Origin of the sequence: Nocardiopsis sp. Huas11, from assembly GCF_003634495.1 — a bacterium.
GTDB lineage: Bacteria > Actinomycetota > Actinomycetes > Streptosporangiales > Streptosporangiaceae > Nocardiopsis.
Map to the genome: position 1 here is coordinate 119,246 of NZ_RBKY01000001.1, position 13,681 is coordinate 132,926.

The window sequence follows — 13,681 nt, forward strand, 5'->3', positions numbered from 1 at the left end:
CGACGACATACCCCGCGAGGGGATGCCGTCGCCGCGCGGTAATCCATTTCACGGTTTCCCCGTTTCGGGTTACTGGATGAAGTAGATGGTGAAGAACAAAGCGATCCAGACGACGTCGACGAAGTGCCAGTAGTAGGACACGACGATCGCGCTGGTCGCCTGCTGGTGAGTGAAGCGCCTCGCGGCGTACGTGCGTCCCAGCATGATGAGGAACGCCACCAACCCGCCGATGACGTGGAGTCCGTGGAAGCCCGTGGTCAGGTAGAACATCGACCCGTAGGCGCTCGACTGCAGAGTCAGGCCCTCGTGTGCGATGAGCTGGTAGTACTCGAAGGCCTGTCCGCAGATGAAGAACAGACCCATGAAGAACGAGATGAAGAACCACAGGCGAAGCTTCTTGACGTCTCCGCGCTCGGCGGCCCAGACGCCGGCCTGCGCGGTGAAGCTGGAAGCCACCAGGACAACGGTGATGGAGGTCGCCAACGGCACGTTGAGGTGCGTCGCCGGCCAGACCCCGAGCTCGGGGTTCCCGTTGGTCACCGATCGGATGGTGAAGTACATCGCGAACAGCGCAGCGAAGAACATGAGCTCGTTGGCCAACCACACGATGGTGCCAACGCTCACCAGGTCAGGACGCTTTGCCGCACCATGTGCTGGTGTCGGTGCTGTTTTTGGTTTCGCGGTTGCTGTCGCCACGGGAGCATTATTACGGCATCTCGCGAAGACCCGAACTCGACCCCCCGTAAGGAGGCCGATCAGACCCGGGTTCGACCGTGTCCGGGCCCGGGGGCGGGCGCTTCACCGTGACTCGGGCGTTACTGTAGCGGCTCGGGGTGCCGCCTGTCAGCTTCGGACACGCCCCGGAGGGCCATCTGACGCGATCCAGGGCGGCTGAGGCGTTCCGTACCCCCGCCTGAGGCGCTCCAACCGCGCTCCGCCTACGGCCGGACAACGAAACGGTCACTGTTGCACAACGCCGCCGCCGGGGTGGGTGAGAGTTGCTCCCGGACGTGCTGGCATCCTGTGGTGTCGAAGGTCTCAGCCCGGCGGCGGTCACGTGATCCGTCCTGGGCACCGGGCCCGTGAGGCAATACAGTCATAGGCGAGAGCCAACGAACGCCCCGGCCGCACCCCCCGATGGCGGCGGCCGCGGTCAGAGCGATGGGACGGTTGCGCGATGGTCGACAGCGGTACGGACACGGGTGCCAGGATGCGCGTGCTGGTCTACAGCGACAAGGCCGAGACCCGTGAGCAGGTCATGACCGCTATCGGTCGGCGCCCGGCCGCCGACGTGCCCAAGGTGGAGTTCGTCGAGGTCGCCACGGCTCCGGTCGTGCTCCGCAAGCTGGCGTCCACCGACCCGGCCGACCGCATCGACGTCGCCATCTTCGACGGCGAGACCGCCCCCGTGGGCGGGATGGGCCTGTGCCGGCAGGTCAAGGACGAGATCTACCGCTGCCCCCCGGTGCTGCTGCTGGTCGGTCGGCGCGACGACGGCTGGCTCGCGACGTGGTCGCAGGCCGAGCAGGTCGTCAGCCACCCGATCGACCCCATCGCGCTCGCGGAGTCGCTGGCCGAGCTCATGCGCCGGCGCGTCGCGGCGCTCAGCGGGTGACCCTGGTGGGACACGGCCGCGGAACGGACGCGAACGGTGAGCGGGACCTGCGGCGCCGCCGCATGGTGGGCGGCGCCCTGAACCACGGCGCCGACATCGGGCGATGGCCCGTCCGTCGCCGACCAACGTCCTGAGGGTCGCGCGGCGAGAGGGACAGGGCTTGCACCCTCAACGGAGAGCCTTCGCCTCCAGCCCTTTCGCCCGTCGACCCCTCGTCCCGTAGAGCCCCGTCCTCACCGTGGAGTCCCAGAACCATGAACGCCCCGACCCCTTCCACCCCTGCCTCCGACCGGTCCGCCGTCGACGAGCGCACCTGGTCCAACCTCATCACCGCCCTGCTCAACGATGTGACGCTCAGCGCGTCCGACACCGAGTGGGCGATGGACGAGATCATGTCCGGCTCGGCGAGCGACGTGCAGATCGCCGGCTTCGCCGTCGCGCTGCGTGCCAAGGGCGAGAGCGTGTCCGAGGTGACCGGCCTGGCGCAGGGCATGCTCGACCACGCCGTGCGGATGACCGTGTCCGGGCCGACCCTGGACATCGTCGGCACCGGCGGCGACCGCGCGCACACCGTGAACGTGTCGACCATGGCCGCGATCGTGGCCTCGGCCGCGGGCGCGCGCGTGGTCAAGCACGGCAACCGCGCCGCCTCGTCGTCCTGCGGCACGGCCGACGTCCTGGAGCGCCTGGGCGTGGTCCTGGACCTGTCGCCGGAGCTGACCGCCCGCGTCGCCGAGGACGCGGGGATCACCTTCTGCTTCGCGCCGATGTTCCACCCGTCGCTGCGGCACGCGGCCAAGACCCGCCGTGAGCTGGCGGTCCCCACGATCTTCAACTTCCTGGGGCCGCTGACCAACCCGGCCCGGCCCTCGACCTCGGCGATCGGGGTGTTCGACGAGCGCATGTGCGAGATCATGGCCGGCGTGTTCGCCGAACGCGGCTCCGCGGCGCTGGTGTTCCGCGGCGACGACGGGCTGGACGAGCTGACGACCACCACGACGTCCACGGTGTGGGTGGTCCGCGACGGTCACAAGCGCCGTGAGCGCCTGGACCCGGCCGACCTGGGGATCGCCCGGTCGGTCCCCGAGGACCTGCGCGGCGGCGACGTGGAGTTCAACGCCCAGGCCGTCCGCGACCTGGTGGCGGGCCGGCCCGGACCGGTGCGCGACGCGGTCCTGCTCAACGCCGGAGCGGCGCTGGCCGCCGTGGCCGGTGTCGAGGGCTCCCTGGTGGAAGCGGTGCGGGCCGGGTACGAGCGCGCGGCCGCGGCCGTCGACAGCGGTGCCGCCGAGCGCACGCTCTCCACATGGGTGGAGACCAGCCAGGAGTACGCCAAGCGCCTGTGAGCCGGGCGCGGTGCCCCGCGGGGGCGCGGTGCCGGGTCCGGCGCCGCGCCCCCGTCGTGTCACCAGCCCAGGGCGAAGGCCGACTCCAGGTCGTGCTTGGAGTAGGTCTGGAACGAGATGTGGGTGTCGGAGGCGATCACGCCCGGGACCTTGTTCACCCGCCCGGGGATGACCTCGGCGAGGTCCTCGTGGCGGCGGACCCGCACCATGGCGATGAGGTCGACGTTGCCGGTGACCGAGTAGACCTCGCTGACGCCCTCGATCTCCGCGATCGCCTCGGCGACCTCGGGAATGCGGTTGACGTCGGCTTTGACCATGACGATCGCGGTGATCACAGTGCCTCCTGGGCGTTGGGTGCGAGACGGGCGCCCGGCGCGGCGGCGCGCGCTAGTAGACGTCGGAGAGCCGCGTCCCGGAGCGCCATCGCAGCCGGTGGACCGCCAGTCCCGCGATCACCCCGGCGATGAACCCGTAGACGTGCGCCGCGTAGGCCACGTTGGATCCGGCGCCCGGAGCGTACGAGGTGGTGACATAGAGAAGATACTGAAACGCGAAGTAACTTCCCACCAGGGCCCACCCGGGGAGCCGCATGGGGATCACGCCGAACACCAGCGAGGTCACGCGGCTGCGGAACTGCACGACCAGGTAGGCGCCGAGCACGCCGGAGATGGCGCCGGAGGCGCCGACCATGGGGATGGTCCCGTCGATGTCGGTGATCGCGTGCGCGTAGGCCGCGGTGAGTCCGGTGAACAGGTACAGGGCGAGGAAGCGGACCCGTCCGATCCGGTCCTCGACCACCGGGCCGAACACGAACAGGTAGACCATGTTGCCGATGACGTGCATGGGGCCCGAGTGCACGAACATCGAGGCGAGGACGGACAGCCACACGGACTTGCCGTCGATGGCGCCGCACGCCTCGGTCAGGGGCTGGGCCTGGTCGACGCGGCCGAGCATCTCGTTGGGGATGGCGCCCCAGCGCAGGAAGTAGTCCTCGATGGCGCAGTAGCGGCCCAGCATGTCGGCGGGGTACCACACGGCGGTGGAGGCCTGCGGCGAGGCGAGGTACACCAGCACGTTGACCGCGATCAGCGTGAACGCGATGACGGGGGCTCGGCGGACGGGGTAGTCGTCATTGAGCGGGAGCAGCGCGGCCATGGGCCCAGTGTGTCAGTTCGGAGTGCGCTTCGGCGCCCCGTAGGGGGCATGTCCACTCCCCCTCGATCTCGACCAGGCGCGTGGCCGGGTCGGTGAGCCAGTGCAGGATGAGCTCGCTCTCGCCGGGCAGGGCGCGCGGGCTGGGGCCGTGGCCGGCGGGCACGCGCTCGGCGGTGGCCACCAGGGAGGCGAGGAAGGCCGCGGGGTCGGTGCCCGGCCGCAGCACCGCGCTGGCGGCCAGCCGGCCGTGGCGGACCACGGACGTCTCCCAGCCGGTGTCCGTGCGGCGCGCGGCCACCAGGTGCGGCACGGCCGACAGCGCGGACAGGCGCTGGGCGCGCCGGGCGCCGGCCAGGAAGGCGGCGAGGCGGTCGCGGTGGCCGGCGGCCTCCTCGTAACGCAGGTCGGCGGCGAGCTCGGCGATGCGCTCGGTGTGGGCGGCCACGATCCGCGCGGGGTCGCCCGTCATGGCCTCGGCGGCGGCGTCGGCGTGGGCGGTGTAGTCCTGGAGCGACTCGGTGCCGTCGCAGGGCGCGCCGCAGCGGCCGAGCTGGGCCAGCACGCAGGGCTCGGCCCATCCGCCGCCCCCCGCGGCCCCGGGCGCGGGGGGCGCGGCCCGGCCCCGGCCCCGGCCCCTGCCCACGGTGGGGGTGTGCGTGCACTGGCGCAGCGGAACGACGTGCAGCAGGGCCTCCTTGGCGCGCTCGGCGTCCTTGGCCGACGTGTAGGGGCCGATGTAGGGGGCGCCGTCGTCGCGGACGGCGCGCACCACCGACAGGCGGGGGTAGGCGTCGGTGGTGAGCTTGACCCAGCTGACGCGCTCGGGGTTGCGCGAGCGGCGGTTGAAGGGCGGTTTGCGTTCGGCGATGAGGCGCAGTTCGCGCACCGACGCCTCCAGCTCGGTGGCGCACACGATGGGGGTGACGCCCTCGACCAGCCCCGCCATCTCGCGGATGCGCCGGCGGTTCTCGGCGGCGGTGAAGTAGGAGCGCACGCGGCGGCGCAGGTTGTTGCTCTTGCCGACGTAGAGGCCGGCCCCGCTCGCGTCGGTGAACACGTAGACGCCGGGTTCCTCCGGCAGGTCCTCGGCCAGATGGCGCTTGGCGATCTGGGCCCGGCTCGGGGGCTTGTTGACCGCGCGCAGCTCCTCCAGGCTGGTGACGCCCATGGGCCCGAGGCGCTCGATGAGCCCGTGCAGCACGGAGACGGTGGCACGGGCGTCGTCCAGCGCGCGGTGGTTGGGCGTGGTGGGAGCGCCGTAGAAGGCCGCGAGCGTGCCGAGCTTGTGGTTGCGGACCTCGCCGCGCGGCAGCAGGGCCCGGGCCAGGCGCAGGGTGTCCACCACCGGGTAGCCGGGCCACTCCAGGCCCTGCCTCTCGCAGGCGGCCTTGAGGAAGCCGGTGTCGAAGGGCGCGTTGTGCGCGACCAGCGCGGTGTCGGGGTCGGCGTCGAGGAAGGCCAGCACCTTGGGCAGGACGTCCTCGATCGGCGGTGCGGTGGCCACCATGGACTGGGTGATGCCGGTCAGCAGGGTGATGCTCGCCGGGATGAGGACGCCGGGGTCGACCAGGGTGGACAGTTCGTCCAGGACCTCGCCGCCCCGGACCTTGACCGCTCCGACCTCGGTGATCCGGGCGTTGGTGGCGCTGGTGCCGGTGGTCTCCAGGTCCAGCACGACGAAGGTCGTCGCGGCCAGCGGGGTGCCGAGGTCGCCGAGGCTGGTTTGGACGCCGGGAGACGCCGCTGACTGTCGAACCACCCGGTCAGGGTAGTGCGCGGTACCGACCAAAGCGGTCGGGATGCGGCCTGACCTGCCCGACATGGAAAGATGGGGTGAGCGGGGCGCGAGTGAGTACGCCCCGCCGACAGCACGAGCACGAGGAGGAACCGTGGGGATCGCTATGCCGGGTGACAGTGAGCGGTGGCGGTGCACCGGGTGCGGCAACCTCACACGGTTCGACGTCACCAGGACCGTCCGCTCCCAGGACTACCTGCACCAGGACCTGTCCGGTGCGGGTCTGGTCGAGGACCGCACCGTCCTCTCGGAGTCCGTCGAGCGCGTGAAGTGCCGCTGGTGCGGCGCGACCGACGCCGTGGAGATCGTGGCGCGCCCCGACGCCGACGCGGCTGAGAGCGCGACGGGTCGGTCGTGAGCGGCCGCCCGGACGAGGGCGGCGGGGGTGCGGAGGCGCCGGGCGGCGCCTCCGGGGAACGGGACGAGTCGGCCGCCGGCGCGCCCGCCGACGGGACCGACGCGGGGACCGAGCGGCTGAGCCGTCCCCTGCCCGAGGCCGTGCGCGCGCGGATCGTCGAGTACGGGTCCGACGTGCTGGGCGGCATGCGCGCCGCCGACCTGCCTCCGGTGCTGCGCCGGGTGGCCAGGTTCGAGCCGCGCCGCCGGGCGCGGTTGGCGGGCCCGCAGATCGCCGCCCAGCTGGAGACCGACGACGGGTTCCGCGCGAAGGTCGCGGCCCGCGTCGACCAGGTGTGGCCGGAGCTTGCCGAGGGCCTGCGCTCCGGAGTCGTGCCGCCCGCCGCCGACCCCGTGGCCGTGGCGGCGTGCGCCTACCTGTTGCGGCCCCAGGGCTGGCCCCGCATCATCGACGGCGTCCACGAGGAACTGGAGCGCGCGGCCAGCGCCCGGGAGGTGGACGCGGCCACCGAGGAGCTGGACGCGGTGCGCCGGCGTCTGGACGAGACCAGGGTCGACCACCAGGCCGAGCTGGAGCGGCTGCGGGCACAGATCCGCGAGCAGCGCGCGGAGATCTCCGACCTGCGGCGCAAGGTGCACACCGAACGCCAGCGCGCCAGGCGCTCCCGCGAGGAGGCCGAGCACGCGCTGGCCGCGACCGCCAGCCGGGAGAGCGAGTCCGCCACCCAGGTCAGCGCGCTGGAGTCGGAGAACCGGCGGCTGCGCGCCCGTCTGGCCGCGGCGGAGACCCAGGTGGAGAACGCGCGCCGCGCCGTGCGCACCGGACGCAACGCCGACGAGGCACGGCTGCGTGTGCTGGTGGACGTGCTGGTGGACGCCGCCCACGGGGTGCGCCGCGAGCTGGCACTGCCCACCGGGCTGGACAGCCCCGCGGACCTGGTCGCCGAGGCCGAGCGCGAGCAGCGGCGGGTCTCCTTGGCCGGCCTGCCCGACGACGATCCCGGACTGCTGGAGCACATGCTCACGGCTCCGCGCGTCCACCTGCTGGTGGACGGCTACAACGTCACCAAGACGGGGTACGGGACGCTGCCCCTGGCCGACCAGCGCACCCGGCTCCTGGGGTCGTTGGAGGGCCTGGCGAGCCGGACCAAGGCGGAGATCACGTGTGTCTTCGACGGCGCCGACGTGGACACCCCTCCGGTGGTGGCCTCGCCCCGCCGCGTGCGGCTGCTGTTCAGCGCGCCCGGGGAGACGGCCGACGAGCTGATCGTGCGGCTGGTGGGCGCCGAACCCCCAGGTCGGCCGGTCGCGGTGGTGACCTCCGACAAGGAGATCGTGTCCGCGGTACGCCGTGCCGGGGCGCGGGCCGTGTCCTCGGCGATCTTTCTGCGCCGTCTGGACTCCCACGGCTGATCACGGCCCCGCCGAAACGTGATACGGATCACCATCTGTGGTACTGGTGCGCTTCCGTGGTTGAGCCGTGCCGGACGTTCCGCTAGGTTCTTCCAGGAACGTGAGTGCTTGACCGGAGTGAGATCGAGAGCTGTTCGCTCTTGACCCGGTGAGGCCCGCACACTCGCGCGTGCCCGCCCCCGGGGCGGCATCCCTTGTCCCCCTCAGTATCCCGTGCGGACATCCCAACCCCAAGGAGCGTGGACCGCCATGAAGAACACCGGTGGTCGACATGCGGCGCGCCGAATCGCTGCTTCGACCGGCATCGGCGCCGTGGTCGCCGGCTCCCTTCTCGTGCCCGGCACCGCCCACGCGGACCCGACCCGTGAAGACGTCGAGGAGCGCATCGAGGAGCTGAACACCGAGTCGGCCAGCGCCGTCGAGGACTTCAACCAGGCCGAAGAGGACTACGAGGTAGCCCAGGCCCAGTACGAGGAGCTCGAGGAGCAGGTCGGCGACGAGGAGGAGCGCTACGACGAACTGCGGGAGAAGGTCACCCAGTTCGCCAGCGCCACCTACCAGTCCGGTGACCTGGACTCCACGACCAACATCCTGACCTCCGACGGGCCCGAGAGCCTGCTGGAGCAGAACGCCGACCTGACCTACCTCTCCGAGGCCCAGCAGGCCGAGCTGGACGAGTTCGGCGAGTCCGCCGAGCGCCTGTTCTCGCTCAAGGACGAGGCCGAGACCGCTCTGGAGGAGGCCGAGGAGTCGCTGGAGGAGGCCGAGGAGGCCAAGGACGAGGTCGAGGAGAAGATCGAGGAGCAGCAGGACCTGCTCGCCGAGTTCCCCGACGCGGACGCCTCGGCCGAGGGCGCCGACGACACCAGCACCGACAACACCAGCGGCGCCTCGGGCAACTACGGCTCGGCGCTGGACTTCGCCTACGCCCAGATCGGCAAGCCCTACATCTATGGCGGCACGGGCCCCAACGGCTACGACTGCTCCGGCCTGACCCAGGCCGCCTGGCGCAACGCCGGGGTCGATCTGCCGCGGACCACGTACGCGCAGGCCGAGGTCGGCACGCGCATCTACGACATCAACGCGCTCCAGCCGGGCGACATCATGTTCTTCTACCCCGAGCTGGGCCACAACGGCCTCTACGCGGGCAACGGGTCGATGGTGCACGCGCCGCGCACCGGCCGCAACATCGAGGAAGTGGGGCTGGCCGCCTACTGGGCCGGACAGTTCCAGTTCGCCGTGCGCCTGTAGGCGACCATGCGCCCGTAGGCACCACGATCACACGAGGCCGTCGTCCCCCGCCGGGGGGCGGCGGCCTCGTCATGGGGCGGCCGATCGGGGGTTTCGGACAGTCATGAGGATTCGGCCGAACATCACGAAACGGTTGAGAGCGCACCAAGGGATGCACTAGTGTTCATCGCCGAGCGTGGTCGAACCTCTTCACCTCCCCCTGGGGGTGACGGCCGCGCCCGGGTCGGGCACACCCCCTCACCGTTTCGGCCGTCCCCACCGGCCTCTGATCCCGCCCGGTGCAGTCCCTCGGCCCGCGTCCCGGACGCACCCCGCCGAGGGGAGAAAGGTGTCACCCAACGTGTCTGTTTCCAGCACCGGAGGCCGCCGCACCGCGTTCGTCGCCTCCCTCGCCGCCGGGGTCCTGCTGCTGCCGGCCTCCATCGCGCACGCCGATCCGACCGCGGACGAGGTCCGCGAGGAGATCGAGAGCCTGGAGGAGGAGTACAGCGGCCTCAACGCCGTCTACAACGACGCCCAGGAGGCCCACGAGGCCGCCGAGGAGGAGCTGTCGGAGATCCTCGAGGACATCGAGGCCACCGAGGAGCAGGTGGAGTCGCTGGGCGTGGGCGTGCGCGGCCTGGCCAACGCGGCCTACAGCGGAGTCGACCTCACCTCGCCCACGCACCTGATCGGCGCCGACGGCCCGCAGGAGGCCCTGGAGCACCAGGCCGACCTGAACTACATCGCCAGCACCCAGAACGAGGGCCTGGAGCAGTACCTCGAGGAGCTGGAGCACCTGGAGTCGCTGGAGGCCGAGGCCAGCGAGACCGAGGAGGCCGCGGCCGAGGCGCTGGAGGAGGCCGAGACCGCCGCCGAGGAGGCGGAGGAGGCCATCGCGGAGCAGGAGGAGCTGCTCTCGGAGCTGACCGCCGAGGAGCGCGCCGCCGCCACGGAGAACGTCAGCAACGACACCACCGAGTCCACGAGCGGATCGGGCGGCGGATCCGGCGGGAGCACGGGCAGCAGTTACAACGGCCCGGCCTCCGGCAACGCCCGCACGGCCCTGGACTTCGCCTACGACCAGGTCGGCAAGCCCTACGTGTGGGGCGGTACGGGTCCGGGCGGCTACGACTGCTCCGGTCTGACCCAGGCGGCCTGGGCGGCCGCGGGCGTGAGCCTGCCCCGGACCACCTACGACCAGGTCAACGCGGGCACCCGGGTGTCCTGGGACAACATGCAGCCGGGCGACCTGCTGTTCTTCTACGGAGCCAGCCCGGGCCACGTGGGCATGTACGCGGGAGACGGCATCATGGTGCACGCCTCCACGTCGAGCAAGCCGATCGGCACCGTCACGCTGAACGACTACTACCGCTCGAACTTCACCACGGCGGTCCGCCCCTGACCCGACCGCCCCCCACGCGCGCAGGGCCGCCCGGCACCGCCGGGCGGCCCTGCGCGCGTGTACGGCCGGGCGGCATCCACGGAACACGCCCTAGACTCTCCCCCGTGCCGCGAACGCTGATCATCACCAACGACTTCCCGCCGCGTGCCGGAGGGATCGAGTCCTTCGTCCACGAACTGGCGCTGCGCCGCTCCGACTCGGTGGTGGTGTACTGCTCCTCCCCCACCCGGCGCGACGACGCGGCCGATCCCGGCTTCGATCTGCGCCAGCCGTTCCCCATCGTGCGCGACGCCGCGCGCGTGCTCCTGCCCACCCCGCGGGTGGCGGCGCGGGCACGGGCGATCGTCGAACTGGAGGAGTGCGACTCGGTGCTCTACGGCGCCGCCGCACCGCTCGGACTGCTGGCCGGGGGCCTGCGCGGCCGCGTCCGGCGCCAGGTGGCCCTGACGCACGGGCACGAGACCGGCTGGTCCCGGCTGCCCGGGGCCCGGGAGGCTCTGCGGCGCGTGGGCGAGACCACCGACTCCGTCACCTATCTCGGCGAGTACACGCGCCGCCACCTGTCCCGCGCGCTGTCGGCGCCGGCCGCGGCGCGGATGCGGCGCCTGCCCCCCGGGGTGGACACCGACCGCTTCCACCCCGGCGCGGGAGGAGCGAAGATCCGGGCCCGTCACGGGCTGGGCGAGCGGCCGGTGGTCGTGTGCGTCTCCCGACTCGTCCCCCGCAAGGGCCAGGACACCCTGCTGCGCGCCTGGCCCCGCGTGCTGGCCGACGTGCCCGACGCGGCCCTGCTCATCGTCGGTGACGGCCCCTACGCCGACCGGCTGCGCGCGGCGGCCCGCGACACCGAGTCGGTGGTCTTCACCGGGCCGGTCCCCGCCGAGGAACTGCCCGCCCACCACGACGCGGCCGACGTGTTCGCCATGCCGTGCCGCACGCGCCGCGGCGGGTTGGACGTGGAGGGCCTGGGCATGGTCTACCTGGAGGCCTCCGCGACCGGCGTGCCGGTCGTGGCCGGCGACTCCGGCGGCGCCCCGGACGCGGTCCTGGACGGCGAGACCGGACTGGTGGTCGACGGCTCCCGGCCCGGGCCGACCGCGCGGGCCCTCATCGGGCTGCTGCGCGACCCCGACCGCGCCGCCCAGATGGGCGCACGCGGCCGGGAGTGGGTGACCCGGTCCTGGACCTGGGAGCGCACCGCCCAGGGGCTGGAGGAGCTTCTCACCGCCCCCTGAGGGCCCGAGCGCGCCTAGATCGTTGATGGGAAAATGTGTCCTGGTCAGTGGTCGTAAGCCACCAGCGACCGCTTGATGGGGGCTCCGATCTGCCAGTTGTGCCAGATCGCGGCGTTCAGAGCCAGGATCCTCTGACACACCCGAGCCCAAAGCCCTTCGGTGGTGCGGGCGTTGTGGCGCTCCAACCCCAGCTGGTTCTTCAGCGTCCAGATGATCGCTTCGATGCGCTGGCGCAGCCAGCCCGGGAACACCCGGGCCCTGTCCTTGGGCTCGTCCTTGCGCCGGGGCCGGATGAGCACGTGCCCCAGATCGGTGGCGGCCTGCTCGATTCCGGCCCCGGCGAAGCCCTTGTCGCACACGATCGGGCACGGCCCCGGGGCGCACTCCTGGACGTGGAGCAGGTGCAGCGCTTGTTTGCGCTCGTCCAGCTCTTTGGGGTGGGCCAGGGAGAAGGCCGTCACGGTGCCCTCGGCGGTGGTGACGAGCACGAGCTTGCACCCCCAGTAGAACCGGTGGTGGGAGGCATCACGCCCGTAGCCGCACATCTCACCCAGACCGGAGCGTTCCACGGTGGTGCGCGAGGCCCCGCACGGCACGGGGGTGCCGTCCATCAGCCGCAGGTTGTCGTGCCAGGTCGGGGTGTGGCGGGCCAGCCATCCGATGGCGGTGAGCATGTGCGGGGCCAGGCGGGCCAGGTGCCGGTTGTACTCGGACTGGCCGGGCAGGCGGGGAAAGAGGTGGCCGATCCGAGCCGGGGCCACCCGTAGCCAGCGGCGTTCGTCGTCGCAGCGCAGCAGGACCTGGGCCACGGCCACACAGATCAGCTCCGCGTCGGTGAGCAGGCGCGGCCGGCCTGGTCCGCGGGCTTGCTTGGCAGAAGGGATCACATCGTCGTCCAGGTGGACGTAGAGTGCTGTCAGAAGGGCGTCAAGGTCAGTCTTCACACACCGATCTTCGACGCCCTTCGCTGTGTCCGCAGGGGTTTCAGGAATTTCCCATCAACGATCTAGTGTTCTGATTGGTTAGTTCGCTTGCTGATGCGTTGGCAGTACGAGGCGAGGGATTCGAGGATCTCCTCTGCGGTCTTGGTCCACACATAGGGTCGGGGATTCTCGTTCCAGGACGCGGCCCAGGCGCGGATGTCCTTCTCCAGGGCCTGGACGCTGCGATGGGTACCGCGGCGGATCAGCCGGTTGGTGATCTCGGCGAACCACCGCTCGACCAGGTTCAGCCAGGAGGAACTGGTCGGGATGAAGTGCAGGTGGAACCGGGGATGGCGGACCAGCCACCGCCGGACCTCGGCCGTCTTGTGGGTGGCGTAGTTGTCCAGGATCAGGTGCACCTGCAGGTCCGCGGGGACCTCGCGGTCGATCTTGGCCAGGAACTTCTTGAACTCGATGGCGCGGTGGCGGCGGTGGATGGAAGTGATCACCTGGCCCGTGGCGGTGTCCAGCGCGGCGAACAGGCTGGTCACCCCGGCACGCACGTAGTCATGGGTGGCCCGCTCGGGGGTGCCGGGCATCATCGGCAGCACCGGTTGGGTGCGGTTGAGCGCCTGGATCTGGGACTTCTCGTCCACGCACAGAGCCACCGCCCGTTCAGGCGGGTCGAGGTAGAGGCCCACCACGTCGCGGACCTTGTCGATGAAGAACGGGTCGGTGGAGATCTTGAACTGTTCCCGCCGGTGGGGCTGCAGGCCGAAGGCGTTCCAGATGCGCCACACCGCGTTCTGGGTCATGCCGGTGTGCTCGGCCATGGAGCGCGTGGACCAGTGGGTGTCAGGGGCGGGTGTGCTCTCCAGGGTCGCGGCCACCACCGCCTCGACCTGGGCATCGGTGATCGTGCGCGGTCGTCCCGGCCTTGGTTCGTCGGTCAGGCCGTCCATGCGGTGCGCGATGAAGCGCTGGCGCCACTTGGTCACCGTGGGCGCAGATACCCCGACCTCGCGGCGGACCTGGGCGTTGGACAGGCCTTCGGCGCAGGCGAGCACGATCCGCGCCCGCAGGGCCAGGTCCTGTGCGGTCTTGCGTCGTCTGATCCACCGCTGGAGCTCGGCGTGTTCTTCATCGCTCAGCTCCAGCGGCGGCAGCTTCGGTCCAGGAGCACTCATCCCACAACCATAAACGAAAT

At 71.4% G+C, this 13,681-nt stretch carries 13 protein-coding genes; 7 read left to right on the plus strand and 6 right to left on the minus strand.

The window, feature by feature from the left end; all coding sequences use genetic code 11:
- Window positions 1-69: 69 nt before the first annotated feature.
- A complete protein-coding gene (locus DFP74_RS00495; protein WP_121179889.1) occupies window positions 70-624 on the minus strand; it encodes a heme-copper oxidase subunit III in 555 nt (184 codons plus the stop codon).
- Window positions 625-1,177: 553 nt separating this feature from the next.
- On the opposite strand from DFP74_RS00495, the gene DFP74_RS00500 reads away from it, so the two are divergent.
- A complete protein-coding gene (locus DFP74_RS00500; RefSeq protein WP_121179890.1) occupies window positions 1,178-1,615 on the plus strand; it encodes a hypothetical protein in 438 nt (145 codons plus the stop codon).
- A 254-nt stretch (window positions 1,616-1,869) separates the two neighbouring features.
- On the plus strand, window positions 1,870-2,961 hold the full coding sequence (trpD, locus tag DFP74_RS00505) for an anthranilate phosphoribosyltransferase (protein WP_121179891.1): 1,092 nt from the start codon (window positions 1,870-1,872) through the stop codon (window positions 2,959-2,961).
- Window positions 2,962-3,020: 59 nt separating this feature from the next.
- Here the strand turns inward: trpD and DFP74_RS00510 are convergent, their stop codons facing one another.
- The 3 genes from DFP74_RS00510 to DFP74_RS00520 are packed head-to-tail and all read right to left on the minus strand — an operon-like array spanning window position 3,021 to window position 5,875.
- Window positions 3,021-3,296, minus strand: coding sequence for an Lrp/AsnC family transcriptional regulator (locus DFP74_RS00510; protein WP_053615267.1), 276 nt, complete (start codon window positions 3,294-3,296; stop codon window positions 3,021-3,023).
- 52 nt (window positions 3,297-3,348) lie between these two features.
- On the minus strand, window positions 3,349-4,116 hold the full coding sequence (locus DFP74_RS00515) for a rhomboid family intramembrane serine protease (protein WP_121179892.1): 768 nt from the start codon (window positions 4,114-4,116) through the stop codon (window positions 3,349-3,351).
- Window positions 4,091-5,875: a DEDD exonuclease domain-containing protein gene (locus tag DFP74_RS00520; RefSeq protein ID WP_233570743.1), complete on the minus strand. Its 1,785-nt coding sequence runs from the start codon at window positions 5,873-5,875 to the stop codon at window positions 4,091-4,093. The genes DFP74_RS00515 and DFP74_RS00520 overlap by 26 nt, the downstream gene beginning before the upstream one ends.
- Window positions 5,876-6,005: 130 nt before the next feature.
- Here DFP74_RS00520 and DFP74_RS00525 point away from each other — a divergent pair, with 130 nt between their 5' ends.
- The 5 genes from DFP74_RS00525 (at window position 6,006) to DFP74_RS00545 (ending at window position 11,551) form a co-directional block, all read left to right on the plus strand.
- Complete coding sequence (locus DFP74_RS00525; RefSeq protein WP_121179894.1) at window positions 6,006-6,269, plus strand: hypothetical protein; 264 nt, start codon at window positions 6,006-6,008, stop codon at window positions 6,267-6,269.
- Window positions 6,266-7,681 (plus strand): NYN domain-containing protein, encoded by a 1,416-nt coding sequence (locus DFP74_RS00530; RefSeq protein ID WP_121179895.1) that lies wholly within the window; start codon window positions 6,266-6,268, stop codon window positions 7,679-7,681. The genes DFP74_RS00525 and DFP74_RS00530 overlap by 4 nt, the downstream gene beginning before the upstream one ends.
- Window positions 7,682-7,930: 249 nt before the next feature.
- A complete protein-coding gene (locus DFP74_RS00535; protein ID WP_121179896.1) occupies window positions 7,931-8,932 on the plus strand; it encodes an NlpC/P60 family protein in 1,002 nt (333 codons plus the stop codon).
- A 340-nt stretch (window positions 8,933-9,272) separates the two neighbouring features.
- Window positions 9,273-10,316, plus strand: a complete 1,044-nt coding sequence (locus tag DFP74_RS00540; RefSeq protein WP_121179897.1) for a C40 family peptidase — start codon at window positions 9,273-9,275, stop codon at window positions 10,314-10,316.
- A gap of 104 nt (window positions 10,317-10,420) precedes the next feature.
- Entirely contained in the window at window positions 10,421-11,551 is a 1,131-nt protein-coding gene (locus tag DFP74_RS00545; protein ID WP_121179898.1) for a glycosyltransferase family 4 protein, read from the plus strand.
- Between the two features lie 44 nt (window positions 11,552-11,595).
- Here DFP74_RS00545 and DFP74_RS00550 read toward each other — a convergent pair whose 3' ends face one another.
- Window positions 11,596-12,495 carry a transposase gene (locus tag DFP74_RS00550; protein WP_121179899.1) on the minus strand — a complete coding sequence of 300 codons (900 nt, stop codon included), beginning with the start codon at window positions 12,493-12,495 and terminating at the stop codon, window positions 11,596-11,598.
- Between the two features lie 62 nt (window positions 12,496-12,557).
- On the minus strand, window positions 12,558-13,661 hold the full coding sequence (locus DFP74_RS00555) for an IS630 family transposase (RefSeq protein WP_121179900.1): 1,104 nt from the start codon (window positions 13,659-13,661) through the stop codon (window positions 12,558-12,560).
- Between the last annotated feature and the right edge of the window lie 20 nt (window positions 13,662-13,681).